The 26,601-nt window shown below is 57.5% G+C and carries 22 protein-coding genes and 1 pseudogene; 2 read left to right on the top strand and 21 right to left on the bottom strand.

Annotated elements, in window-relative coordinates; all coding sequences use genetic code 11:
• The first annotated feature begins 106 nt into the window (after positions 1-106).
• Positions 107-913, top strand: a complete 807-nt coding sequence (locus tag QPJ95_RS10185; protein ID WP_270920933.1) for a putative rhamnosyl transferase — start codon at positions 107-109, stop codon at positions 911-913.
• Here the strand turns inward: QPJ95_RS10185 and QPJ95_RS10180 are convergent.
• The 10 genes from QPJ95_RS10180 to secE all read right to left on the bottom strand — a co-directional run bounded on the left by QPJ95_RS10180 (position 902) and on the right by secE (position 15,048).
• Complete coding sequence (locus tag QPJ95_RS10180) at positions 902-1,768, bottom strand: DMT family transporter (RefSeq protein WP_270920934.1); 867 nt, start codon at positions 1,766-1,768, stop codon at positions 902-904. The two genes, QPJ95_RS10185 and QPJ95_RS10180, sit on opposite strands and share 12 nt — an antisense overlap.
• On the bottom strand, positions 1,765-2,577 hold the full coding sequence (locus QPJ95_RS10175; protein WP_270920935.1) for a glycosyltransferase: 813 nt from the start codon (positions 2,575-2,577) through the stop codon (positions 1,765-1,767). Before QPJ95_RS10175 ends, QPJ95_RS10180 begins: the two co-directional genes overlap by 4 nt.
• A 152-nt stretch (positions 2,578-2,729) precedes the next feature.
• Positions 2,730-6,974, bottom strand: coding sequence for a DNA-directed RNA polymerase subunit beta' (rpoC, locus tag QPJ95_RS10170; protein ID WP_270920936.1), 4,245 nt, complete (start codon positions 6,972-6,974; stop codon positions 2,730-2,732).
• Between the two features lie 55 nt (positions 6,975-7,029).
• On the bottom strand, positions 7,030-11,166 hold the full coding sequence (gene rpoB / locus QPJ95_RS10165) for a DNA-directed RNA polymerase subunit beta (protein ID WP_270920937.1): 4,137 nt from the start codon (positions 11,164-11,166) through the stop codon (positions 7,030-7,032).
• 277 nt (positions 11,167-11,443) lie between these two features.
• Positions 11,444-11,815 (bottom strand): 50S ribosomal protein L7/L12, encoded by a 372-nt coding sequence (rplL, locus tag QPJ95_RS10160; RefSeq protein ID WP_270920938.1) that lies wholly within the window; start codon positions 11,813-11,815, stop codon positions 11,444-11,446.
• Between the two features lie 81 nt (positions 11,816-11,896).
• A complete protein-coding gene (gene rplJ / locus QPJ95_RS10155; protein ID WP_270920939.1) occupies positions 11,897-12,415 on the bottom strand; it encodes a 50S ribosomal protein L10 in 519 nt (172 codons plus the stop codon).
• A 393-nt stretch (positions 12,416-12,808) separates the two neighbouring features.
• Positions 12,809-13,507, bottom strand: coding sequence for a 50S ribosomal protein L1 (gene rplA, locus QPJ95_RS10150; protein WP_270920940.1), 699 nt, complete (start codon positions 13,505-13,507; stop codon positions 12,809-12,811).
• Position 13,508: 1 nt separating this feature from the next.
• On the bottom strand, positions 13,509-13,934 hold the full coding sequence (gene rplK / locus QPJ95_RS10145; protein WP_270920941.1) for a 50S ribosomal protein L11: 426 nt from the start codon (positions 13,932-13,934) through the stop codon (positions 13,509-13,511).
• 166 nt (positions 13,935-14,100) lie between these two features.
• Positions 14,101-14,634, bottom strand: a complete 534-nt coding sequence (nusG, locus tag QPJ95_RS10140) for a transcription termination/antitermination protein NusG (RefSeq protein ID WP_270920942.1) — start codon at positions 14,632-14,634, stop codon at positions 14,101-14,103.
• Positions 14,635-14,850: 216 nt separating this feature from the next.
• A complete protein-coding gene (gene secE, locus QPJ95_RS10135; RefSeq protein WP_127750160.1) occupies positions 14,851-15,048 on the bottom strand; it encodes a preprotein translocase subunit SecE in 198 nt (65 codons plus the stop codon).
• A 599-nt stretch (positions 15,049-15,647) separates the two neighbouring features.
• On the opposite strand from secE, the gene QPJ95_RS10130 reads away from it, so the two are divergent.
• Positions 15,648-15,902, top strand: a complete 255-nt coding sequence (locus QPJ95_RS10130; RefSeq protein ID WP_270920943.1) for a hypothetical protein — start codon at positions 15,648-15,650, stop codon at positions 15,900-15,902.
• A gap of 436 nt (positions 15,903-16,338) precedes the next feature.
• Here QPJ95_RS10130 and QPJ95_RS10125 read toward each other — a convergent pair.
• The 11 genes and pseudogenes from QPJ95_RS10125 to QPJ95_RS10080 all read right to left on the bottom strand — a co-directional run bounded on the left by QPJ95_RS10125 (position 16,339) and on the right by QPJ95_RS10080 (position 26,532).
• Positions 16,339-17,468, bottom strand: a protein-coding gene (locus tag QPJ95_RS10125; RefSeq protein ID WP_390922366.1) for an IS3 family transposase whose coding sequence is annotated in 2 segments (ribosomal slippage) — positions 16,339-17,225 and positions 17,225-17,468 — 1,131 coding nt in all. Because the reading frame shifts where the segments join, the coding sequence is not laid out codon by codon here.
• A gap of 141 nt (positions 17,469-17,609) precedes the next feature.
• A pseudogene (locus tag QPJ95_RS24445) lies at positions 17,610-17,870 on the bottom strand (IS30 family transposase); the annotation flags it as partial.
• Positions 17,871-18,016: 146 nt separating this feature from the next.
• Positions 18,017-18,463 carry a molybdenum cofactor biosynthesis protein MoaE gene (locus QPJ95_RS10120; protein WP_270919149.1) on the bottom strand — a complete coding sequence of 149 codons (447 nt, stop codon included), beginning with the start codon at positions 18,461-18,463 and terminating at the stop codon, positions 18,017-18,019.
• A 4-nt stretch (positions 18,464-18,467) separates the two neighbouring features.
• Positions 18,468-18,713, bottom strand: a complete 246-nt coding sequence (gene moaD / locus QPJ95_RS10115) for a molybdopterin converting factor subunit 1 (protein ID WP_270919150.1) — start codon at positions 18,711-18,713, stop codon at positions 18,468-18,470.
• Entirely contained in the window at positions 18,713-19,378 is a 666-nt protein-coding gene (gene pgsA, locus QPJ95_RS10110; RefSeq protein ID WP_270919151.1) for a CDP-diacylglycerol--glycerol-3-phosphate 3-phosphatidyltransferase, read from the bottom strand. Before pgsA ends, moaD begins: the two co-directional genes overlap by 1 nt.
• A 141-nt stretch (positions 19,379-19,519) precedes the next feature.
• Positions 19,520-21,409: an excinuclease ABC subunit UvrC gene (uvrC, locus tag QPJ95_RS10105; RefSeq protein ID WP_270919152.1), complete on the bottom strand. Its 1,890-nt coding sequence runs from the start codon at positions 21,407-21,409 to the stop codon at positions 19,520-19,522.
• A gap of 313 nt (positions 21,410-21,722) precedes the next feature.
• On the bottom strand, positions 21,723-22,499 hold the full coding sequence (locus QPJ95_RS10100) for an SDR family oxidoreductase (RefSeq protein ID WP_286018258.1): 777 nt from the start codon (positions 22,497-22,499) through the stop codon (positions 21,723-21,725).
• A 34-nt stretch (positions 22,500-22,533) separates the two neighbouring features.
• A complete protein-coding gene (locus tag QPJ95_RS10095; protein ID WP_270919278.1) occupies positions 22,534-23,484 on the bottom strand; it encodes a calcium/sodium antiporter in 951 nt (316 codons plus the stop codon).
• A 171-nt stretch (positions 23,485-23,655) separates the two neighbouring features.
• On the bottom strand, positions 23,656-24,453 hold the full coding sequence (locus QPJ95_RS10090; RefSeq protein ID WP_270919153.1) for a S49 family peptidase: 798 nt from the start codon (positions 24,451-24,453) through the stop codon (positions 23,656-23,658).
• A 391-nt stretch (positions 24,454-24,844) separates the two neighbouring features.
• The gene (locus tag QPJ95_RS10085) at positions 24,845-25,606 is read right to left on the bottom strand and encodes an ABC transporter permease (RefSeq protein ID WP_270919154.1); all 762 of its coding nucleotides are present in this window, start codon (positions 25,604-25,606) and stop codon (positions 24,845-24,847) included.
• Complete coding sequence (locus QPJ95_RS10080) at positions 25,603-26,532, bottom strand: ABC transporter ATP-binding protein (protein WP_270919155.1); 930 nt, start codon at positions 26,530-26,532, stop codon at positions 25,603-25,605. Before QPJ95_RS10080 ends, QPJ95_RS10085 begins: the two co-directional genes overlap by 4 nt.
• Positions 26,533-26,601 lie beyond the last annotated feature (69 nt).

The following is a 26,601-nucleotide window of genomic DNA, read 5'->3' as shown; positions in this document are numbered from 1 at the left end:
CCGGCAGCATTCTGCGCTGAGCCAGGCCACCGTGAAACTTGCCCGTGGCCATTTGGCGGGCCATAGTGCCGTCTACATAGTTACTTTATAATCAGGGTCAATTTTCATGCAAATCATTGGGCTGTGCCGGTTCTCGTATCCCGCCTTGGGTGGGTTTCAGGTCGAACATGAAACTGTCGCGGAACGGATTGCCTATCTTTATAGTGAGCTGCGGCTGGAAGAGAGGTTTCGGCTGATGGAAACCGTCGCCCTGCCCTGCCTGAAGGCGCAGACCGATCCGGACTTTGAGCTGATCATTGTAATCGGCGACAGCCTGCCCAAACGCCATTTGGACCGCCTGCATGATCTCTGCGCAGATATCCCCCAGATCCGCATCCACGCGGAACCGCCGCGCAAACAGCGGCCGGTGATGAAGGAAATCCTGAACGCGGCGCGGCGGCATCCGGCGCGGCCCTGCCTGCAATTCCGTCATGATGACGACGATGCGGTTTCGGTGGATTTCATCGAACGGCTGCGGGCCTCGGTGTCGGACTGTTCAGGACTGATTGCCAACAACCGAACCGTCGCCTTTGACTTCAACCGTGGCTATATGGCCGAAGTCGGCGCCAGTGGCATCGCCGCGAGTGAGGTCCACCGGCCCTATTATGTCGCCGCCATGGGGCTCTATGTGCAAGGTGACTGTCCGCTGACCATCATGAACTTCGCGCATGAGAAAATTCATCGCTTCATGCCAACCGTGACGATCACCGACGCGCCGATGTTTGTGCGCACTATCAATAGTTTTAACGACTCCCGCCAAAAAGCGGCAAAACCCGTCGCGGTCGAGGCTCTTACCCCAGCACAGGAAGGCGAGTTCATCGCCCGCTTCGCACTGGACGCCGATCACATTCGGCAGGTGTTTTCAGCCGCCTGAAACCTTGCGTTCACGGTAAAGCGTGAACATGCCAGTTGCGACGACAATAGCCGCCCCAAGCAGTGTCAAAGCATCTGGCCACTCATCGAACACCAGCCACCCCAACAGTAAGGCCCAGAGCAAGCCGGTGTAGCGAAACGGTGAAATAAAGGCGACGTCACCAACCCGCATCGTCATCACCGAGCACAGATAGCCGACAAAAATGAACAGGGCGGCGCCGGTAATTGCGGCCAGGCTACTGCCGGAAACCGGCTCCCATGTCACTTGGGTAGAGGCAAGCACCGCGAACAGCAAAACCGACAGCGAGGCCATCAGTGTGACCACCATCGATGGCACTTCGCTCGACATCCGCCGGGTCAGCAAATCACGCGCGGTAATTGCCAAAACCGCAGCCAGAGCATAAAGCGTTCCCTCGCCAAAGCCATCCACATCGGGGCGGACAATCAGTACAATTCCGCAGAACCCGACCAGAATGGCTGCCATCCGGCGCCAGCCAACAGGTTCACCCAAAAACACCGCCGCACCCAGGGTGATGGTCAGCGGCAGGCTCTGCAGGATCGCCGTCAGATTGGCCAGTGGAGTCACCATCAACGCGGTCAGAAAAAGATAGGTGGCACAGAGCTCGGCCAGACAGCGGGCGGCGATCATGGCCCAATCGCGCCGTGGCAGGTTCCACCGCAATGTGCCCAACCGCCGCGCCAGCGCATAGATCAAAACCGTCGCGACCAGGCCGCGCAGAGTCAGGATCTGCGACAGCGGCATCGCGCCTCCGACGGTTTTCACCAAAGCATCATTGAAGGTGAACCCCGCCATACTGCCCATCATCAGCAGCGCACCGATCTGATTTCCGGTCATTGTAGCAATTCCTGCAAGGCACCCACGGACAGGTCAAAATGCTGCTTCAACCCAGCCTCGATCCGCTCCTTGCCCCATTTTCGGGTCAGCCCCATCTGGGTTGGGTCGGATTTATTGTCGCCATGAATGGTGCGCACAAAGGCGGGCAGCGAAATGTCGGAAAACATATTGAAGTGCTGGCCAAATTTCCGGTGATTGTAGCGGTAGGGATTGGCGCCATGGCCAACCGGGGCCACCAATGCGGTGCCGGTGGACAAAGGGGCCTTTTCGCAGGCGTCATACACCTCAACCCCGTTCTCCGTTTTTTGCACATAAAAGCCGCGATTATTGGCCAGCACAAAAGGCGTATCCCCGCCCTGAAGAGGGATCATACCGCGGGCCATATGTTTGGTGCGGCGCACAAAATTGATATCCACCGCATCGTCGTCATCCAGCCGGAACAGGATCTGATGGCTGGCATCGTCCAGCGGCACCGAGGCGTAAGCCCGTTTCAGCAGCCGATAATGAATACCGGTGTCCACCGGGCGACAGATCACATTCGGCAGCGGATCGAGCAGGTCAAGGAGACGGGCCAGATAGCGCTCTGGCAGAGATTTGGCAGTCAGCACCACCAGTGTAAAATCCATATCGCTTTGCCGCATCAGCGACGGCAGGCACAGGGATTCGAAAATCCGAAACCGCAACTCCAGCCGCTCGGGCGAGAACAGATGCGCCGCAGTTTCGTCCAATGTCCCGAAACGCTCTGAATAATAGGTCGGGCTGAGCACCGAAAAGCGCAGCAGTCCAACCATTTTTACCCTCAGATCCATAGATCGCCCCGGTGCCAAATTTCACGTCTCCTGACCCAACCACCTGAGGCCGCGAAAGGGAAGAGGCGACTTGGACAAGACGGCGGGCGGCAAACAAAAAGGCCCCCGCAGATTTCTCTGCGGGGGCCTTTTTAAATTATCGGATCAAGCGATCAATCGCGGCTCTCTGGAGTATCCACCAGATTGTCGAACACATCACCACCGATGATATCCTCGTCCATCACCGGAGCCGCCAGGGCTGCCGCGGCTTCGGCCTCTAGGCGGCGCGCGTCGAGCACCACATTGTCGCGGTCCTGAGCAATGTTGCGCACACGATCGGTGGCACCACCGGTGCCGGCTGGGATCAGACGGCCAACGATGACGTTCTCTTTCAGACCGACCAGTTTGTCGCGCTTGCCCTGCACCGATGCCTCGGTCAGAACCCGCGTGGTTTCCTGGAACGATGCCGCCGAGATGAACGACCGGGTCTGCAGCGAAGCCTTGGTGATCCCAAGCAGGATCGGCTCGCCACGGGCCGGACGGCCTTTTTTGGCCACAGCCTTTTCACAGGCCGCATCGAACTCGTGCTTGTCGACGTGTTCGCCCTTGAGCAGGGTGGTGTCACCGCTGTCCAGAACTTCCAACTTCTGCAGCATCTGACGCACGATAACTTCGATGTGCTTATCGTTGATCTTCACGCCCTGCAGACGGTAAACGTCCTGCACTTCGTCAACCATGTAGTTGGCCAGTGCTTCGACACCCATAACCGCAAGAATGTCATGCGGTGCCGGGTTGCCGTCCATCAGGTATTCACCCTTGGCGATGAAGTCACCTTCCTGAACCGGGATGTGCTTGCCCTTGGGCACCATGTATTCCACGGTTTCCATTGACTCATCCGCTGGCTCAATCGAGATCCGGCGCTTGTTCTTGTAGTCGCGACCAAAGCGCACGTAGCCATCGATTTCGGCGATGATTGCGTGATCCTTGGGACGACGGGCTTCGAACAGTTCCGCAACCCGTGGCAGACCACCGGTGATGTCCTTGGTCTTGGCGCCTTCACGCGGGATACGCGCAATAACGTCACCGGCCTGAACTTCGTCCCCGTCTTCGATCGACAGAACCGCGTCAACCGACATGCCATAGTGAACCGGGTGCCCCAACTCATTGCGCACTGGTTCGCCATCTTTGTCGACCAGAATAAGTTCCGGCTTCAGCTCGCCGCCTTTGGGAGCTGTCCGCCAATCGACAACGATCTTCTGTGTCATCCCGGTGGCTTCATCGGTTTCTTCGCGCAGAGCGATACCGTTGATCAGGTCCACATACTTAACCGTACCTGCTTTTTCAGCGAGGATTGGCAGTGTGTAGGGATCCCATTCGTACAGTTTGAGACCGCGGGCCACTTGCTGACCCTGGGACACGAACAGTTTGGAACCATAGGCCAGTTTGTGGGTCGCCCGATCTTCACCGTGCTCATCCTGGATGATCAGCTTCATGCTGCGGCCCAGAACCATGACTTCGCCACTGGCATTGGTCAGGGTCTGCGCGTTCTCAAAGACGATGGTACCATCGACAGTTGCTTCCTGGAACGACTGCTGACCAGCCTGCGCAACGCCACCAATGTGGAAGGTCCGCATGGTCAGCTGTGTGCCAGGTTCCCCAATCGACTGCGCCGCGATGATACCGACGGCTTCGCCGGTGTTCACCATGGTGCCGCGGGCCAGATCACGACCGTAGCACATGACACAGACGCCTTCTTCGGCCTCACATGTCAGCGGGCTACGAAGCCGGGCAGACCGAACACCCGCCTCTTCGATGGCATCGGCCATACGTTCGTCGATCAATGTACCCAGAGCCACAAGCACGTCTTCGGTGCCTGGCTTCTTGATGTCTTCAGCCGCAACACGACCAAGGACACGTTCGCCGAGAGTTGCAACAACCTCACCATCGTTGACAGCCGCCACCGCGGTGATTGCCGTGTCGGTGCCACAGTCATGATCGCGAACGATACAATCCTGCGCCACGTCAACCAGACGACGGGTCAGATAGCCCGAGTTCGCTGTTTTCAAAGCCGTATCTGACAGACCCTTACGGGCACCGTGGGTGGAGTTGAAGTACTCCAACACGGACAGACCTTCTTTAAAGTTCGAGATGATCGGGGTTTCGATGATGTCGCCGTTTGGCTTTGCCATCAACCCGCGCATACCGCCCAGCTGTTTCATCTGAGTGACCGAGCCACGCGCACCGGAGTGCGCCATCATATAGACCGAGTTCGGTTCCATCTCAGAACCGGACTCGTCATAGTTGGCAGCCGAGATGGCTCCCATCATCGCGTCGGTGACCTTGTCGTTACACTTGGACCAGGCATCAACAACTTTGTTGTATTTTTCGCCCTGAGTGATCAGGCCGTCCATATACTGCTGTTCAAAATCCTTCACCTGACCGCGGGTAGCATTCACCAGCGGCCATTTTGAGTCCGGGATCAGCATGTCGTCCTTACCGAAGGAAATACCGGCTTTGAACGATTCACGGAAACCCATGGTCATGATCTGATCGCAGAAGATGACCGATTCTTTCTGACCGCAATACCGGTAGACGGTATCAATGACAGTCTGGACTTCTTTCTTACGCAGCAGACGGTTGACCAGCGAGAACGGAGCCTTGGCGTTCTTGGGCAGCAAATCGCCCAGCAACATCCGACCCGGAGTGGTTTCAAAGCGCTCGAACACTTCGTTGCCTTCTTCGTCGATCTGCGTCACCCGAGCGGTGATTCTGGTGTGCAAGTGCACCAGTTTAGCGTCCAATGCGTGCTGAACCTCTTCCAGCGAGGCAAACACCATGCCTTCGCCCGGCATGCCTTTGCGGTCCAGCGTCACATAGTACAGACCCAGGATCATATCCTGCGACGGAACAATGATCGGCGCGCCGTTGGCAGGCGACAGAACGTTGTTGGTCGACATCATCAACACGCGGGCTTCCAGCTGGGCCTCAAGGCTCAGCGGAACGTGAACCGCCATCTGGTCACCGTCAAAGTCAGCGTTGAACGCCGAGCAGACCAGTGGGTGCAGCTGGATGGCCTTACCTTCGATCAGGATCGGTTCAAACGCCTGGATACCAAGACGGTGCAGTGTTGGTGCACGGTTCAGCATGACCGGGTGTTCGCGGATCACTTCGTCCAGGATATCCCAGACTTCGGGACGCTCTTTTTCCACCAGCTTCTTGGCTTGCTTCACAGTGGAAGACAGACCTTTGGCTTCAAGGCGCGAATAGATGAACGGCTTGAACAGTTCCAGCGCCATCTTTTTCGGCAGACCACATTGGTGCAGCTTCAGCTCTGGGCCGGTCACAATAACCGAACGACCCGAGAAGTCGACGCGTTTGCCCAAAAGGTTCTGACGGAAGCGACCCTGCTTACCCTTCAGCATGTCGGACAGCGATTTCAACGGACGCTTGTTGGCGCCAGTGATAACGCGGCCGCGACGGCCGTTGTCAAACAGAGCATCAACCGATTCCTGCAGCATCCGCTTTTCGTTGCGGACGATGATATCAGGGGCGCGCAGCTCAATCAGACGCTTCAGGCGGTTGTTCCGGTTGATCACCCGGCGATACAGATCGTTCAGATCCGAGGTCGCAAAGCGGCCACCATCCAGCGGCACCAGCGGGCGCAGCTCTGGTGGAATTACCGGAATAACAGTCAGAACCATCCACTCAGGGCGGTTGCCCGACTCGAGGAAGGACTCAACGACCTTCAGACGTTTGATGATCTTCTTGGGCTTCAGCTCACCGGTGGCTTCGGCCAGATCGGCGCGCAGCTGCTCAGCTTCGGCTTCCAGATCAATCGCTGCCAGCATTTCACGGATCGCTTCGGCGCCGATATTGGCGGTGAAAGCATCCATGCCATAGGCATCCTGGGCGTCCATGAACTCTTCTTCGGTCATCATCTGGCCATAGGTCAGATCGGTCAGACCGGGTTCGATCACCACGTAGTTCTCAAAGTAGAGAACCCGCTCCAGATCACGCAGAGTCATGTCCAGCATCAGGCCGATGCGCGACGGCAGCGACTTGAGGAACCAGATATGCGCAACCGGCGAGGCCAGCTCGATGTGGCCCATACGCTCGCGGCGGACCTTTTGCAGCGTGACTTCAACACCACATTTTTCGCAGACAACGCCGCGATACTTCATGCGCTTATATTTGCCGCACAGGCACTCATAGTCTTTGATCGGGCCAAAGATACGTGCGCAGAACAGGCCGTCACGCTCGGGCTTGAACGTGCGGTAGTTGATGGTTTCTGGCTTTTTGATTTCGCCATACGACCACGACAGGATCCGCTCTGGCGAGGCCAGCGAGACTTTGATCTCGTCGAACACCTTGGGGGGTGTCAGCGGATTGAACGGGTTATTCGTCAGTTCCTGGTTCATTTTTGAATCCTCAAATTCGTGCGGAAGGGATGATGGTGGTAAGGGCGCAGGGCCCTTACTCGCCGTCCTCCGCATCCAGGAGTTCCATATTCAGGCCAAGGCCACGAACTTCTTTCACCAGAACGTTGAACGATTCTGGGACGCCTGCTTCGTAGTTGTCCTCGCCCTTGACGATGCTTTCATAGACCTTGGTCCGGCCTGCCACGTCATCCGACTTGACTGTCAGCATTTCCTGCAGGGTATAGGCGGCGCCATAAGCTTCGAGAGCCCAGACTTCCATTTCCCCAAAGCGCTGACCACCGAACTGCGCCTTACCACCCAGCGGCTGCTGAGTAACAAGCGAGTATGGACCGGTTGAGCGGGCGTGGATTTTGTCATCCACCAGGTGGTGCAGTTTCAGCAGATACTTCATGCCGACGGTCACAGGGCGGGCAAACTGCTCACCTGTGCGGCCATCAAACAGGATCGACTGACCAGAAGTGTCGAATCCGGCACGCACCAGCGCATCGTCCACGTCAGCCTCTTTGGCACCATCAAAGACGGGTGTTGCGATAGGAACACCGCTGGTTACGTTCCCAGCAGCTTCGAGCAACTCGTCCTCGGTCATGTCCACAATACCATCGGTATAAACGGTCTCACCGTAGGCCAGCTTCATCGCATCGCGCACTGGGGTCAGGTCGCCGGACCGGCGGTACTCACCCAGGGCTTCGTCGATGTTGATACCCAGACCGCGTGCGGCCCAACCCATGTGGGTTTCAAGGATCTGACCAACGTTCATACGCGATGGCACACCCAGTGGGTTCAGACAGAAGTCAACCGGGGTCCCGTCAGCCAGGAACGGCATGTCTTCCATCGGTACAACCTTGGAAATCACACCTTTGTTGCCGTGACGACCGGCCATTTTGTCACCCGGCTGCAGCTTACGCTTCACCGCGATGAACACTTTGACCATCTTCATCACACCTGGCGGCAGATCGTCGCCCCGACGGACTTTCTCGACCTTGTCCTCAAAGCGCGCGTCCAAAGCGCGTTTCTGGATGCCGTATTGCTCGTTCAGAGCCTCGACAGCCTGAGCGCCCTTCTCGTCTTCCAGCGCCAGCATCCACCACTGACTGCGGATCATCGAGGTCAACATTTCCTCGGTGATCACAGTGCCACCGCGAATACCGCGGGGACCTTTGACAGCGGTTTGATCCAGCACCATGCCCTTTAGGCGGGCGTAGATGTTGCGGTCCAGGATTGTCAGCTCATCGTCACGGTCACGGGCCAGGCGTTCAACTTCTTCACGCTCGATCTGGATCGCACGTTCGTCTTTTTCCACACCGTGGCGGTTAAAGACGCGCACTTCGACAACCGTGCCAAAGTCACCCGGCTTCACACGCAGCGAGGTGTCGCGAACGTCCGAGGCTTTTTCACCAAAGATGGCGCGCAGCAGTTTTTCTTCTGGCGTCATCGGGCTTTCGCCCTTGGGGGTGATTTTACCAACCAGAATGTCGCCCGGCTCTACATCGGCGCCGATGTAGACAATACCCGCTTCGTCGAGGTTGCGCAGGGCTTCCTCGCCGACGTTGGGGATATCACGGGTGATTTCTTCTGGGCCAAGCTTTGTATCACGAGCGGCGACTTCGAATTCTTCGATATGCACCGAAGTAAACACGTCATCGCGCGCAATGCGCTCAGAGATCAGGATGGAGTCTTCGTAGTTGTAACCGTTCCAAGGCATAAACGCGACGACCACGTTTTTACCCAAGGCCAGTTCGCCCAGATCCGTCGACGGACCATCGGCAATAACTTCGCCTTTGATCACTTTGTCGCCTACTTTAACCAGCGGACGCTGGTTGATGCAGGTGTTCTGGTTTGAGCGCTGGAACTTGCGCATGCGATAGATGTCAACGCCAGCATCACCCAGTTCAAGATCCGCAGTGGCGCGGATCACGATACGCTGGGCATCAACCTGGTCAACAACACCAGCGCGTTTCGCCATATAGGCAGCGCCGGAATCGCGGGCAACAACTTCTTCGATACCGGTGCCAACCAGTGGTGCCTCGGCCCGCAGCAGTGGAACAGCCTGACGCATCATGTTCGAGCCCATCAGGGCCCGGTTCGCATCGTCGTTTTCGAGGAACGGGATCAGCGAGGCCGCAACCGAGACCAACTGCTTGGGCGACACGTCGATAAGGTCAACGTTTTCGCGCGGCGCCAGCGTATAGTCGCCGGACTGACGGGTGGAGACCAGATCATTAACGAAATTGCCGTTCTCATCCAGCGAGGCGTTGGCCTGCGCCACAGTGTGACGCATTTCCTCGGTGGCTGACATGTAGTGAACTTCGTCGGTCACGTGACCGTCGGTTACCACACGATAAGGTGTTTCGATAAAGCCATATTTGTTCACGCGGGCATAAGTAGCCAGCGAGTTGATCAGACCAATGTTCGGACCTTCGGGCGTTTCAATCGGGCACATCCGACCATAGTGGGTCGGGTGAACGTCACGCACCTCAAAGCCAGCCCGCTCGCGGGTCAAACCGCCAGGTCCAAGCGCCGAGAGACGGCGTTTGTGGGTCACTTCGGACAGTGGGTTGGTTTGGTCCATGAACTGCGACAGCTGCGACGAGCCAAAGAATTCACGCACAGCGGCAGCAGCCGGTTTGGCGTTGATCAGATCCTGCGGCATCACAGTGTCGATTTCGACCGATGACATCCGTTCCTTGATGGCGCGCTCCATACGCAGCAGGCCAACACGGTACTGGTTTTCCATCAGCTCGCCAACGGAACGCACACGACGGTTGCCCAGGTGGTCAATGTCGTCAACGCCGCCGCGACCATCGCGCAGGTCAACCAGCGCTTTGATACAGGAGATGATGTCTTCTTTGCGCAGGGTGCGCTGAGTGTCGTCCGCATCCAGAGCCAGACGCATGTTCATCTTGACCCGGCCAACAGCCGACAGATCATAGCGTTCGCTATCAAAGAACAATGTGTTGAACAGCGACGAAGCCGCTTCGACGGTGGGTGGCTCGCCCGGACGCATGACGCGGTAGATGTCCATGAGCGCGGTGTCGCGGCCCATGTTCTTGTCCGCTGCCATAGTGTTGCGCATGTAGGGACCGACATTGATGTTGTCGATGTCCAGCACCGGAATCTCGGTGATACCCGCATCCATCAGGTCTTTGAGGGACCCACCAATGAGTTCGCCGGACTTGTCATGCTCTAGGGTCAGCTCATCGCCGGCCTCGACATAGATAGCGCCGGTTTCTTCGTTGATCATGTCCTTGGCGACATATTTTCCAAGAATGTGATCGAATGGAACCAGCAGATCGGCAATAGCCGCGTCGTCGATCAGCTTCTTGGCTGCGCGCGGAGTGATTTTCTTGCCGGATTCGGCAATGATTTCGCCGGTCTTGGCGTCAACCAGATCATAGGTCGGACGGGTGCCACGTACACGCTCGGGGAAGAACGGGGTAACCCAACCGCGGCCCGGCTCAAGAGTGTAGCTGACGGTGTCGTAATAGGCATCCATGATGCCTTCCTGGTCCAGACCCAGAGCATAGAGCAGGGTGGTGACAGGCAGTTTGCGACGACGGTCGATACGGGCAAAGACGATGTCCTTGGCGTCGAACTCAAAGTCCAGCCATGAGCCGCGATACGGGATGATGCGGCAGGCAAACAACAGCTTACCCGAGGAGTGGGTTTTGCCTTTGTCGTGGTCAAAGAACACACCAGGAGAGCGGTGCATCTGCGAGACGATCACCCGCTCGGTGCCATTGACGACAAAGGTACCATTGGGTGTCATCAGGGGCATATCGCCCATGAACACATCCTGTTCCTTGATGTCTTTGACCGATTTTGCACCGGTGTCTTCGTCGAAATCAAACACGATCAGACGCAGGGTGACCTTTAGCGGAGCCGCATAGGTCATGTCGCGCTGCATGCATTCTTCGACGTCGTACTTGGGCTTCTCCAGATCGTATTTCACGAACTCCAGAATGGAGGTTTCGTTGAAATCCTTGATCGGAAAGACCGACTGGAACACGCCGTTGATGCCTTCACCTTCCATCGGCTGGGGTTCATCACCCGAGCGCAGGAAAAGATCATAAGAAGATTTCTGCACCTCAATGAGGTTCGGCATCTCCAGCACTTCGCGGATTTTGCCGTAGTATGTACGAAGACGTTTCTGGCCAAGGAACGATTGAGCCATGTCAGATGTCACCTTTTCAAGTTCTCACCGGTCAAGGATGCCGCCGGGTTCCGGCACCTTGCCCATACGAGACAGCGTGGTCGGATCAATTCATGGCCACCGTCCCGAATGGCGGCCTCCCGATCCATATAACCTCGCCTTAGAAAAAACCCGCAATCCAGGTCCTTACTAAGACAGGTTCGGCTGGACCCGGAATTTCCGGGCCCAGCCAAATTTCCGAGAGTGTGAGCCGGATCCCCCGAGGAGAATACCGACCCAAGCCCCCTGAAGCGGTTGCTTAGACCACTTCAGCTTCGGCGCCAGCTGCTTCCAGCTTGGCTTTAACGTCTTCAGCTTCGTCCTTGGACACAGCTTCTTTGACTTTGCCGTTTGCTTCGACCAGAGTCTTAGCTTCTTTCAGGCCCAGACCGGTGATCGCGCGAACTTCTTTGATCACAGCGATCTTCGATGCGCCGGCGCTCTTCAGCACGACGTCGAATTCGGTCTTTTCTTCTTCGGATGCACCAGCGTCGCCAGCTGCAGCCATAACAACGGCGCCACCAGCGGCGGGCTCGATGCCGTACTCATCCTTGAGGATGGTTTTCAGTTCTTGTGCTTCCAGCAGGGTCAGGCCCACGATGCTTTCTGCGAGTGCTTTCAGATCAGCCATGTTATCAGCTCTTTCCGTTATCAGTGTGTTTTTTCCAACGCCAGGGCAGATGCCCCACATCGGTCATTCAGTGCCAACCGCTTACGCAGCTTCCGCCGTCTCTTCGATGGTCGAAAGGATGCTTGCGATATTGCTTGCAGGTGCGCCAATTGCGCCAGCGATGTTGGAAGCAGGTGCGCCGATACAGCTTGCGATCTGAGCAATAAGCTCGTCGCGCGAAGGCATTTTCGACACGGCTTCAACGCCGGCAACGTCCAGAGCATTCTCACCCATTGCACCGCCAAGGATAACAAAGTTTTTGTTATCTTTTGCGTACCCTTGGGCCACCTTGGCAGCTGCCACGGGGTCCTCGGAATAGGTCAGAACGGTCATCCCTGTCAGCAGGTCAGAAATGCTTGCACATGACTTTCCCTCGAGGGCGATTTTGGCGAGCCTGTTTTTGGCAACACGCACAGCTCCACCCGCTTCGGTTGCCCGGGCGCGCAGATCTTGCATATCAGCAACTGTCAGACCGACGTAGTGTGATACCACAACAACGCCAGAGCTTTCGAAGATCTGGCCGAGTTCGTCGACCAATTTCTCTTTCTGGGCTCTATCCACAGTTCTCTCCAAGTTTGGGATGTCAGACATCCCGGCTCAAGTTTGCCAGGCTTTGAAAAGCCCAGCGTTCGGGTCCGTAATTACGGGGTGAGCCAAAAATCGCCCGAGGGTTTGAAAGTCCTCGATCTTTTTTGTCTTTCCCGTCTCAGGAGGGAAATTAAGACCCCGATTAAGGGTCACCCACCATCTTGGACGAAACGAAGTGAAGCGCGCGACGAATCGCACGCTCCACTTCAACACCGTTCCTAAGAGGATTTTAGGTATAATCCAAGTGCAAAATTCGATCCCGGCGAGATGCAAACTCATAATCCCCACCGGGCCTCGCCAAGGCAGCAAAAAGGGCCCGGAATCGCGTCAGCAATTCCGGGCCCAAATCTTGTCGCCTCTGCCAAATTATTCGGCAGCAGCGTTATCCACTTCAACAGTGACGCTCGGACCCATGGTCGAGGACAGTGCGATTTTGGTCATGTAAGCACCCTTGGCACCCGATGGACGGGCCTTGGCCACAGCCGACACAAATGCGCGGATGTTTTCAACCAGCTTGGCTTCGTCAAATGACGCTTTGCCAACACCAGCATGCACAACGCCGCCTTTTTCAGCTTTGAACTGAACTTCGCCACCTTTGGCTGCTTCCACGGCTGCTTTCACATCCATGGTCACAGTGCCGACTTTGGGGTTCGGCATCAGGTTGCGTGGGCCCAGGACCTTACCCAGACGACCAACGATGGGCATCATGTCAGGAGTGGCAATGCAACGATCGAAATCGATGGTGCCGCCCTGGATGGATTCCATCAGGTCTTCGGCGCCGATGATGTCCGCGCCAGCAGCCTTGGCTTCATCAGCCTTGGCGCCACGTGCAAAAACAGCAACGCGCATGGATTTACCGGTGCCATTTGGCAGCCCGATAACACCGCGAACCATCTGGTCAGCGTGACGTGTATCAACGCCGAGATTCATGGCAATTTCGATGGTCTCGTCGAATTTAGCCTTGGCATTGCCCTTAACCAGAGCAACAGCCTCTTCCACCGACAGGTTCACCTTGCCAGCGAAAGCTTCGCGCGATGCGCGAGTACGTTTTCCAAGCTTAGCCATCTTACTTCACCTCGATGCCCATAGAACGGGCAGAGCCCAGGATGATCTGCATGGCGCCTTCGATGTCGTTGGCGTTCAGATCTTTCATCTTGGCTTCGGCGATTTCTTTCACCTGAGCCGCAGTCACGGTACCAACCACTTCACGCGATGGTGTTTTAGCGCCGGATTTCACGCCAGCCGCCTTTTTCAGGAAGTAAGACGCAGGCGACGTCTTGATGTCCATCGTGAAGGACTTGTCCTGATAGTAGGTGATCACGGTCGGGCACGGCGCACCGGGCTCCAAATCTGCAGTCTTGGCGTTGAACGCCTTGCAGAATTCCATGATGTTGATGCCGCGTTGACCCAGTGCCGGACCAACTGGTGGCGACGGGTTTGCCTTACCGGCGGGAACTTGCAGCTTCATTTTGCCTGCGAGCTTCTTGGCCATAAGCCTTCTCCTTTATCATCGGTGCGTGCTAGCACACACCCTACGCATCCAGAACGCGTTCCGGTGCATTGGTAAGCGTGGTACAGATCCGACGCGCGCGCCATCACCTCCCACAAATGAACCCGGTCGCCCGGGCGTAGGGTGCGTGCTAGCACGCACCGCCCACTCAGACCTGTTTGGTAACCTGAGTGAATTCCAACTCAACCGGGGTTTCCCGGCCAAAGATCGACACCGTCACCTTAAGGCGCTGGTTGTCTTCATCAACTTCCTCGACCATGCCATCGAAGTCCTCAAACGGACCTTCGTTGACCTTGACCCGCTCACCGATCTCATAATGGATCAGAGTACGTGGCGATTCTTCGCCTTCCTGAACGCGGTTCAGGATCTGGTTCACCTCGGCATCACGCATTGGCATCGGGCGACCCTGCGGCCCCAGAAAACCGGTGACCCGGTTGATCGAGCTAATCAGGTGATAGCCGTGATCGCTCATCTCCATGTGCACCAGAACATAACCCGGCATAAACCGGCGCTCGGTGGTCACTTTCTTACCGCGACGAACCTCGATCACCTCTTCGGTGGGCACCAGAACTTCGTCGATGTCGCCATCCAGACCAGTTTCAGCAGCCGTCGTGCGGATCTGTTCTGCGATTTTCTTCTCATAGTTCGAGAGCACGCTGACCGTATACCACCGTTTCGCCATGAACCTGATCGTCCTTGTTCTGCCGGGTTGGCACCATTGCCTTGCCGTCGCTTGAATTTCTTTGCAGCACGGGGCTGCATCTTAACAAAAATCGGCGCGCAACACGAATCGCCGCACGCCCTTGTCAAAGACATGGCCCACCTACCCGCCAATCGAGACGAGATCAAGAGGTGCGCCACCTTTTCGGCGGGGCGTCACCGCCCCCATCAGCCTGGCTTACTTGAACATATCCAGCACGCCAGCCAGCCCAAAGCGGATGAGCACATCGACCAGAGCAAAAAACACCGCCGTCAATGAGGCCATGATAAACACCATAACGGTGGTCAGCAGAACTTCGCGGCGGGTCGGCCAGACAATTTTGGAGACCTCGGCACGAACCTGCTGGATGAACTGAACGGGGTTGATAGTGGCCATTTGACTGGTTCTCTCTGCTAACAATCAGCGTTGGACTTAGCTTGTGACCCCGCCGAATTCAAGCCCTGTTCGCGAACCGGCCCGGCTATCAGCTTCAGCCTCGGTCACATTTAGGCGCCGATCGCAATTCAGTCAATTCAATCTTAAACATGAAAACCGATAGTTGTGGCAGTTTCCAGCACGGCGGCGCGGGCCGGCAAACCGGGAAACCCATGATATATGTGAAAGAATTCCTTGATCGTCGCCAAATATTTGAGCGCACCCAAACGGCTGGAACCCACCGATGCCCTCGAGGCCTCCGCCGAAATTTACCGCGACGTTCTGGCCCATTTTCGCAAGAATACCAAAGTCCTCAAATTGCTCTAGGCGCTGACCCTGCGCATTCAACAGGCCGCCGAACCACCAATGGATGTTCAGCAGAGGCTGACCAGCGACTTAACAACCGGCCACCTTTGTCCTTTTGATGCTCGGGAGAGCTTGGGGATATGCCATCGTCAAAGACGAAGTGCGCGGCCAGAAGCGCGGTTCTCGCGAGATGTTTGTGCCTCTGAGCCATCCGCCCCCTCTCGGCAGATTGCTGCGCAATCGCCTGCCGGGCATTGGATGAGGTGGGCCGGGCCGATGTGGCCTTTGCCGACGCGGATGCCAATGGCCTGCCGATCACCACAATTGGCGGCACGGCCAACGGCCCTGCCCTGACCGCTGAAGCCAATCCCGTCGAGTTGCCGCAGGGCAACCCGATTGTCGCCTCGATGCTCGACAGTAAACTGCGGCGCCCCGTTGAAACCAAAGCAATGGCAAAACCGCAGACAAAGCCCCGAAAGGAGCGAGATAATGTCCTATTATGGTGTTGAGGTCATTGAGCCCGGCAGCGGGTCATCGACGGGGCGCGACCTAAAGGCAGCTATCAGCGTTTTGGCCGGTTCTGCAAATCCCTGCTCACACCTGGGTTCAACAGGCTGACCGTCTGAATCCATCGCCCAATGCGGTCATTCGTGACGAGCGCAGTGAATGGCTGGTCAGAGCCCAATGCGTCAAATGCTGCACTAAGCGCCAATGTCTGTTATCGGTTTCGGTACATGGAAACTCGAACGATGAGGTGATTGAGACATGATGAAGGCGCAGGCCGGTTTGCTTTCACTCTTAGTATTTTCACTTCTACCAGCTGGGGTGGCCAATGCATGGAGCTGTGTTCAACCCGGCGGACTCATTATCGAGAACAACGAAGGCTCACCAACTAAAGAGGAGGTATTGGACCTGTCCCGCTTTCGTTCCGCCCCTTGTGCTCATTTAGGCGGCGATCTTTTCAAAAGCCAAGGGACTTTTCCAGCCTAATGCCGAGTGTCTCCGGCGGGGATTATAGAACCCATTAATGTACTCGAAGATGGCGATCTCAGCAGCCCTGCGGGTTTGCCAAGAGTGCCGCCAGATCAATTCCGCTTTGATGGTTTTGAAGAAGGTTTCCATTGCGGCGTTATCATAGCAATTACCCTTGCCGCTCATGGATACCTTGAAGCCATACCGGCGCAGGATTTTCTGGTAATCCTGCGAGCAATATTGGCTGCCCCTATCAGAATGATGGATGCATCCTTTGGGCGGCCTGCGCAGGGTTATGGCCATGTTCAGCGCCCGTATGGCCAGATCGCGCTTCATCCGGTTGCTGACAGCCCAACCGACCACGCGCCTGGAGTACAGGTCCAGAACCACGGCCAGATAGAGCCAGCCCTCGCGGGTCCAGATGTAGCTGATATCAACAACCCATTTTTGATTGGGTCGATCTGCTGAGAAGTTCCGGTTCAGCAGGTTTGGCGTGATGTTGAACTTGTGATTGCTGTCCGTTGTGGCCTTGTACTTACGGGTTCTGACAACAGATATGCCGTTCTGGCGCATCAATCGGCCGACACGGCGGTGACCAATATCCAGACCAAGCTCTTTCAGTTCTTCGACCATTCTCGGTCGGCCGTAGCTCTGCAAACTCAGGCGGTGCTGCTCCCGGATGTGGGCCAACAGAACCATATCCCCACGTTGACGCTGGCAGGCAGGGCGTTTGCGCCAGGCTCGGTAGCCACGTGGGGTGACATCCACAATCCGGCAAAGTCGCTCTGTGGGAATGCTATTGCGGTGCTTTTCAACAAATGAAAACCTCATTTGCTTTGGTCCGCAAAGAAGATTGTTGCTTTTTTTAGCAGCTCCCTCTCCTCACGTAGAAGGCGGTTTTCCCGGCGAAGGCGCTCGTTCTCATTGGCCAGTTCCTGATCCTCTTTCGAAACAACGTCCGCGTCACGATAGGTTCTGATCCACTTGCACAGGGTGGACATACCAACCCCAAGATCGGAGGACGCCTGTCGGCGGGTCAGCCCGCTGGTCAGTGCGATCCGCACTGCGTCGCGTTTGAATTCTTCGGATGGTCGTGGTGCCATGGTGTATCTCCTTTGGGGCAGAATATGCTCTCAAAGGGGCGGAACAATACCGTGACAGGTCCATCACCAATATGGCACACTTCGATGCCGACTGGTGGGTGAGGACTCCACACCATCAGTGTCCTGGAATTCCAATGGCCTGCCCCCCCAATGGCCTGGAACCGCGCAATCCTCGACTGAGGCAGGCCTTTTGCGGATTGAAACGGCATCTTTGATTTGTCCGAGCCCCTTGCGCTTGAGCCAGCCCGCTGCCTGCTCAGCTGAGCACTTGCGCCGTCGTTTTGCAGGTACTGGCTGCGCCGGAGCTGGGTAACAAGCCAGCTTACAAGTCTTGCGGCGCAAGGCGCGATCCCATGCGGCCTGATCCGAAATCGTTGCACGATATGCGCCGCAGCCGCCTGAGAAAATCGGGGCAACTGCGACAAGGTCGGTGACATCCGGTCCGGCTATGAGGTTTATTTTCAACGGATCGACACCGCGCGGCCGCAGGCCGCGCGCCCGGCCCAACGGGAGAAGATCATGAAATGATCGTATGACGGGCGGGAGCCCTACCAGCGGTTCAGCGCATCCTCGTCCTCAGCCCTAGAGGCCACCCAATTTTCCGCCCCGTCAGCCAGCACTTCTTTTTTCCAGAACGGAGCCCGGGACTTGAGGTAATCCATCAGATATTCGGCCGCCTCAAAGGCATCTTTGCGATGGCGCGCGGCGGTGGCGACCATCATGATCAGCTCCCCCGGCGCCAGACGGCCATAGCGGTGAATGACCAGCGCATCGCGCAGTGACCAGCGCTCCAGCGCAGTTTGCGCGATTTCAGTCAGAGCCTTGTGGGTCATGCCCGGATAGTGTTCGATCTCCATCGCCACCAAACCGCCCTGATCCGCCTGCCGCACGATGCCGGTAAAGGTGACAATGGCGCCGGCGCTTGTGTTGGCTTGGGCAAAGGCTTCGGCCTCATGTCCCAGCTCGAAACGCTCACCCTGCACCGATACCCGCATTGGATCAGCCCCCGGTCATCGGTGGAAAGAACGCCACTTCACGCACGCCATTCAACGAGGCGTCAAAATCACTCAGCTCTTGGTCCAATGCCACCCGCAGGGCCGACAGGTCTGCAAAGGCAGCCGCATAGCGATCCTCGCGGCCGCGCAGTTCCTCGACCAGTGCGGCGACAGTGGTGGCGCTGGTTTCAACCCATTCGCGCGGCACGCCGATACGTTCGCGAACCCAGGCAAAATAAAGGATGTCCATCAGGTATTTTCCTTCAGAAACGGGAAGGCCTTGCGCAGGTAGTCAGCACCGGTAATCAGGGTCAGCGCTGCAGCGACCCACAGCAACCACAGGCCAGCTCGACCGGACCAGACCATGGCTTCGAACTTCCAGCGGACCCCCTGCAGGTCGTCAACTTCGCCCGCCATGATCCGCTCGACAAAGGGCTGATCCATTCCCCAGGTTGCCATGCCCAGGTAATGCTCAAAAATACCCTGAGCAAACAGCACCGCAATCGCCACCATCTGCGCCGTGGTCTTCCACTTGGCCAGCGGCGTCACTTTCAGCGTACCAGCGGTATCGCCAAGAAATTCACGCAAGCCCGAGACGAAGACCTCGCGGAACAGGATAAAGGTGGCAGGCAGCACCAGCCAGGGGGACATCGAAGAGTAGCCGACAATCACCATCAGGGCGATCACCACCATCGCCTTGTCGGCAATCGGGTCCAGCATGGCGCCCAGTTTGGTTTCCTGCTTCCAGGTGCGTGCGAGATATCCATCAACCCAATCGGTCAGCGCTGCAATGACAAACAGCGTCAATGCAAACCAATCCGCATAGGGGCGGCTGAAATAGAGAAACATCACTGCAAGACCAGGAGCGGCCACCAGACGCAACAACGTTAGAATATTGGGTACATTCCATATCATAAAGCGGACCTTAACTTGCTCGTGCGCGAGTGGAAAGCCGATGCTGGCAAAATTCCCCCCTAAAGGGGAAGATGCCTCCGGCGGGGATATTTAGAGCCAGATGAACAAGGGATTTGGTTCTGTTTTCAGCGATTTGCGGCGTCATTTATCCTGAAAGAAATCATATATGCGCTGCGCCAGCGCCACCGAGACCCCTTCGACCACTTTGAGGTCGGACAGGTTGGCGCGGCTGACCGCCTTGGCGCTGCCAAAATGTGCCAGCAGTGCCCGTTTGCGGCTGGCGCCAACGCCCGGCACGTCGTCCAGCGGCGTGGCACTCATCGCCTTGGCGCGTTTGGCGCGGTGGGTGCCAATGGCAAAGCGGTGCGCCTCATCCCGCATGCGCTGAACAAAATACAGCACCGGGTCGTTGCGTTGCAGTGCAAAGGGGCGCTGACCGGTGCGGTGGAACTCTTCCTTGCCGTGGTCGCGGTCAACGCCTTTGGCCACACCAACCATCGGAATGTCACCCACACCATGTTCTTGCATGATCTGCTCGACAGCCGAGACCTGACCGGCGCCGCCGTCGATCAGCAGCAGATCCGGCCAGTGCCCCTTGCTGCGATCCGGGTCTTCCTTTTGCAGCCGGGAAAACCGCCGGTGCAGCACTTCTTTCATCATGCCAAAATCATCACCCGGGGTCAGGTCATCGCCCTTGATGTTGAACTTGCGGTAGGCCTTTTTCATGAAGCCCTCGGGGCCAGCCACGATCATGCCGCCAACCGCGTTGGTGCCCTGAATATGCGAGTTGTCGTAGACTTCAATCCGCTGTGGCGGAGCATCGAGGTCAAAGGCCTCGGCCAGGCCCCGCAGCAGCTTGGCCTGGGTGGCGCTTTCGGACATGCGGCGGGCCAGGGATTCGCGGGCGTTGCGAACCGCAAAGGCGATCAGTTCTGCCTTTTCGCCGCGCTGTGGCGTTATGATTTCGACCCGGTGTGCAGCCTTGCCGCTGAGCGCCTCGGTCATCAGGTCTTCGTTCTCAATACCGTCCGACAGGATCAATTGGCGGGGCGGCTCTTTGTTGTCGTAGAACTGGCCGATAAAGGCCTCCATTACCTCGGCCGGAGAAATATCCGCGCCGATACGCGGGTAGAAATCCTGATTGCCCCAGTTCTGGTTGGCGCGAATAAAGAACACCTGCACGCAGGCCTGACCACCGTCCATATGCAATCCGATGATATCCGCCTCGGCGACGCCGCGCGGGTTGATACCCTGCGCCGTCTGCACCTGCGTCAAGGCTTTGATCCGGTCGCGCAGGGCGGCGGCGCGTTCAAATTCCATCGCTTCGGAGGCCGTCATCATTTGTGCCGCCAGTTCTTCCTGCACTTTGGTAGATCGGCCCGACAAGAAGCGTTCGGCGTCGTGCACACTGCTGGCGTAGTCCTCGCGGGTGATCGCCCCGGTGCAGGGCGCCGAACAGCGTTTGATCTGGTGTTGCAAACAGGGGCGGCTGCGGCTTTCGAACATGGAGTCAGAACAATTGCGCAGCAGGAATGCCTTTTGCAACTGGTTCAGGGTTCGGTTGACAGCCCCGGCGCTGGCAAAGGGGCCAAAATAGCTGCCCTTTTCCTTGCGCGCACCGCGGTGCTTTTTGATCTGCGGATAGTCATGCGATTTGCCCAGCAGGATGTTCGGAAAGCTTTTGTCGTCGCGCAACAGCACATTGTACTTCGGCTTGAGCTGCTTGATCAGGTTCTGCTCCAGCAGCAGCGCCTCGGTCTCGGTGCGGGTGGTCAGGAACATCATCGAGCGGGTCAGCGCTATCATTCGCTCGATGCGCGGACTGTGACCCGGGCGGCTGTAATTCGAAACCCGCGCCCGCAAGTTGCGCGCCTTGCCAACATAGAGAACCCGGTTCTCGGCATCGAGCATCCGATACACACCGGGGGACCCATCCAGCGTATTCAGGTAGCCCAGCACCACAGCATAGCCGGTTACCGGTTCAAGTGATTCAGCTGGCTCGGGCGGCTCTGTGGGGGGCAAATCAATCATGTTACCAGAGATATGATTCCCTGCCCCGGGCTGCAATGTTCAAGCGCATATTTCAAGCATTAACAAATCCACCGATCCTGTGGGTAACTGTGGAGATATCTTTTGGGTATCCGGCAGTTTTCGTTGAAAACGAGAGAAAAACCGGGTTTGCTTATTTTTTAGGCGAAATTGCAACCACCTGATATTGTTGAGTTCTTTTTTGAACACTTGTTAACTTGTTGAAAACATAAACATTTTTGTTGATTTTTTACGGCTGAATTGCCCCCGGTGCACAACTTTCGGCGAGTTGTGCGCATAGGGCACGAATTGTCAGCTATTCGCGCCCCATGGCATCGGCGGTTTGCCAGCTCAAATGTTGGCCGCCATCGACACAAATCATCTGCCCGGTAACGGCTGGCGCATCCAGCAGATAGGCCAATGCAGCGGTGACATCACCGGGGTTGGCACCGCGTTGCAACAGGGTGCTGGCGCGTTGCTGGGTAAAGTCATCAAGCGACTGGCGCGGACCAGCCAGGGTCGGGCCAGGGCCAATGGCATTCACCCGCAACAGAGGCGACAGCGCCTGCGCGGCGGTTTGCGTCAGGGTCCAGAGGGCTGATTTGGCCAGAGTGTAGCTAAAGAACTCAGGCGTTAGCTTGCGCACCCGCTGGTCGATCATATTGACCACCAGGCCAGCGGCCAGCGGTTCACCATTGGCGTCCAGCGAAAGGTCCAGATCCTGCGCTGCCATATTCTGGATCAGCACAAAGGGCGCCCGCAGGTTGCTCCCCATATGCCGGTCCCAACTGTCTCGGCTGGCTGTGGTGGCCCTGTCATGTTCGAAAATCGAGGCATTGTTGACCAGGCAGGTGATCGGTCCGCCAAGGGCAAGTGCGGCGGCGGGCAGCAGGTCCTGCGCCGCCTCCTCGGACAGCAGATCCGCCCGGAGCGCGACAGCCTGACGGTCCAGCGCACGGATCTCGGCTACGGTATCCTGTGCTTCCCGTTGCGAGTTGCCGTAGTGGACGGCCACGTCATAGCCACGCGCCGCCAGCTTCAGGGCCATGGCCCGGCCCAGCCGCTTGCCAGCCCCGGTTACCAATGCGCGCATGATCCATCCTTTTCTAGCGGCTGCAGCATTGGGTTTACAGGACCGCCGCCATGTAGGCCAGATAAAGCCCCGTCAGTACAAAACCCCAGTTTCGGGTGATGTCCTGCTTGAAGAACACAAAGGGCACCAGCAGCAAAGAAGCCGCCAGCATCACCCAGAGGTCAAACTCCAGAAAAGTGGGGCTAACCGGGATCGGGCCAATAAAGGTGGCGATGCCAACGATGGCCAGAAGGTTGAACATATTGGAGCCAATGACATTGCCCAATGCCACGTCCGCCTGACGGCGCAGCGCCGCCATCACCGTGGTGGCCAATTCGGGCAGCGAGGTGCCGATGGCGATCAGGGTCAAGCCGATCACCCGTTCGCTGACGTGATAGGTCCGCGCGATCTCGGTGCCGTTGTCGACCAGAATGTCAGCGCCCAATGGCAGACCGATCAGCCCCAGCACCAAATATACACCGATGCGCCAGTAGGGCATATTGGGGTCGGCTTCGTCGATCTCTTCTAGGTCATCGCCACTGTCACATCCACACCGACGATGCGCCCGGGCCTCAAGGAACGCCACCCCCAGCACCAATGCCAGCGCCGCAAGCAGGATCAAGCCCGACCAGACCGTAAACACGCCGCAAAAGGCCAGCGCAATGAACAGCACCGAAGCGATCAGCATAAAGACATAGTTCTTGCGGCTATCACATTCGCTGGTGTGCAGCCCGGTCAGGATTGCCGGAATGCCCAGAACCAGCAGAATATTGGCCGTGTTCGACCCGACCACATTGCCCAGCGCGATACTGGGGGCATGATCTGACACCGCCTGAATGGCGATCAACAGCTCGGGTGCCGAGGTGCCAAAGGCCACGATGGTCAGGCTGACAATCAAGGCAGGCACACCCAACCGCAGGCTAAGGTTTACCGCACCGCGCACCAGCGCATCCCCTGCCAGCAGCAGGATCACCAGACCCAAGCCCGACAACAGCCATGGCATCATCATCCGTGCCGTCCTTTTCCACAGGCACAGGGGCCTTTACCAATATTGAAACGGCCGCACTTGGGGCAGCGGGCTGACTGCAGCCGCTTTTGCCCCGGAAACCGCAGCTTGCCGAACATCGCCAGCACCGCCATTCCCACCAGAAACAGAGAAACGATCTTGAAAATCATATCAGAGACCAAAGCGCGCAAAAGCCGCACGCTCCTCGACGCTCCCCAGTGCCTCCTGCGCCAGTGACACTCCGAACCGGCTTAGCAATGGCTTTTTAATGCCGTAGCGGCGAAACCGGACTTTCTCACCGAATATCTCCTGCATTTTGGGTTTGAGATGGGCAATACCCTCGATCAATCCCAATTCAGCGGCCCGACCCGCCAACCAGATTTCACCGGTGAACAGGCTCTCCGCCTCGCTCAACTTACCCGCACGCCGCGCGGTCACATGGCGGATGAAATTCTGATGAATATCGCCCAGCAGTGTCTTCAGCCGTGCTACGTCTTCGGCGTTCTCAGGGCGGAATGGGTCCAGCATCGATTTGCTTTCGCCAGCGGTGTAGACCCGCCGCTCCACCCCTTGGCGGGCCAGCAGCTCATGCGCGCCAAAGCCAGACGAGATCACCCCGATCGACCCCACAACCGAACTGTCATCGGCCCATATTTCATCCGCCGAAACCGCCAGCCAGTACCCACCCGAGGCCGCGACGTCCTCGACAAAGGCGTAAACCGGCAGCTTCAGTTCACCCGCGAGGCGACGGATACGCGCGCCGATCAGCGAACTTTGCACCGGCGATCCCCCCGGAGAATTGATTTCCAGCGCCACCGCAGCGGGTTTGCCCTTGCGAAAGGCGCGATGCAGAACAGGCGCCAGTGCGGCATCACTCAGCGCACCGCGGCCGGGCATTCCAATGGCACCAGCAAGGCGCACAACAGCGACCAGTGGCGGTTTCTTTAAAAAGGGAAAGCGTAGGGTCATTACGCCGATGTAGATCGCCACCCTGTCCGAAACAAGGTGCCGGTAGCGCGCGAAACGTCACGGAATGAAAAAACAACACACGAGCGGGCAAAATTGCAACGCATTTGCGCCCTGCCCAACACCCGTTAACACCCGCGAACACAGCACACAGCTGAACAACGGCTCCCGCCCGTCTCGGACATCCTGTGGATGCCTCTCCCCCGTTGGGCATGGCACGCTGACGCGTGCGGACCTGCGTTCCCGGCCGGTTCCGGGTCAAGGGGCGCGACTGCATCCGCCCAGAATGCTCACCTGTCAACCGTCGGCGGCCTTCGCCGCGCGTCAGCGCGGCGCCACGCCCAACGGGAGCGATGCATCAAGGATGCATTCTGCGACGGGCGGGAGAGCCTGGTCAGGAGCGGATGCGCCAGCCAGTTTTGAAAATCCACCAGATCACCGCAAGGCACAGCGTTGTGAAGCCACCAATCGCCAGCAAGCTGAGCCCCACCGGCACATCTGCGGTGTCAAAGAATGCCCAGCGGAAGCCTGAAATCAGGTAGACTACTGGATTGAACAGGGTGATCTTCTGCCAGATCGGCGGCAACATCGAGATCGAGTAGAACGAGCCTCCCAAAAACACCAGCGGCGTCACAATCATCAGCGGCACCAGTTGCAACTGTTCGAAATTGCCAGCCCAGATGCCGATGATGAATCCCAGCAACGCAAAGCTGAGACAGGTGAGCAGCAGGAACAGCACCATAGCCCACGGATGAGCAATGGTCAGATCCACAAACAGCGACGCCGTGGCCAGGATCACCACACCGATGAACAGCGCCTTGGTGGCCGCCGCACCCACATAGCCCAGCACGATCTCCAGAAAATTCACCGGCGCCGACAACAGCTCGTAGATGGTGCCGATGAACTTGGGAAAGTAAATGCCAAACGAGGCGTTGGAAATCGCCTGGGTCATCACGCTCAGCATGATCAGGCCGGGCACGATGAAGGCGCCGTAATCAATGCCCTCAACCTGATCAATGCGGCTGCCGATGGCGGCGCCAAAGACCACAAAATACAATGACGTTGACATCACCGGCGACAGAAAGCTCTGCATCAGAGTGCGAAAGAACCGGGCCATTTCAAACCGGTAGATGGATGCGACTGCGGTCCAGTTCATGGCGCGTCTCCTGAAACGAGGTCAACAAAGATGTCTTCGAGGCTGGATTGACGGGTCTGCACATCCGCCAGCACCAGACCAGCCTGCGCCACGTCATTCAACAAACCGGTAATGCCGGTGCGCTCACCGCGGGTATCATAGGTATAGACCAGCGCATCGCCGCCGTTCACCAGTTGCAGATCGTAATGCGCCAGCTGCTCTGGCAGCACCGCAATGGGGGTGGTCAACTGCACCTCCAGTTGCTTTTGCCCCATGCGGGCCATCAGGTTTTCCTTTTCCTCGACCAGCAGCAGCGCCCCGTCGGCGATCACTCCAATCCGGTCGGCAATCGCCTCGGCCTCTTCGATGTAATGGGTGGTCAGAATGATGGTGACCCCCGAGGCCTTCAGCTCGGCGACGATATTCCACATGTCCTTGCGCAGCTCGACATCGACACCGGCGGTGGGTTCATCCAGGAACAGGACACGCGGCTCGTGGCTCAGCGCCTTGGCGATCAGCACCCGGCGTTTCATGCCGCCAGACAGCTCCATGATCCGGCTCTTGCGCTTATCCCACAGGGACAGCTTACGCAGGATATCCTCGAGCAGCGCATCGTTGCGCGACTTGCCAAACAGCCCGCGCGAGAACCGCACCGTGTTCCACACCGTCTCAAAGGGCTCCAGATTGATTTCCTGCGGCACCAGCCCGATCAGCGACCGCGCGGCGCGAAAATCCAAGATGGTGTCATGGCCGCCAACCGTCACGGTGCCTGAACTGGGGGTGATGATACCGCAGATCGTCGAAATCAGCGTGGTCTTGCCTGCCCCGTTCGGGCCAAGAAGAGCCAGGATTTCACCTTTTTCGATGTCCAGGGTCACGCCTTTCAGCGCCTCAAACCCATTTGCGTATGATTTCCGCAAGTCGCGGATGGCGAGGATAGCAGGCATGACGCTCCCATTCTGAACTGATCAGTTTGGAACTAGTTACTCATTGGCGCCCGCGCCGACCAGAGGGGC

The sequence above is a fragment of the Parasedimentitalea psychrophila genome (assembly GCF_030285785.1).
Taxonomy (GTDB): domain Bacteria; phylum Pseudomonadota; class Alphaproteobacteria; order Rhodobacterales; family Rhodobacteraceae; genus Parasedimentitalea; species Parasedimentitalea psychrophila.
Note: the sequence above shows the minus strand (reverse complement) of the source record. Positions and strands in the feature narration are given on the sequence as shown.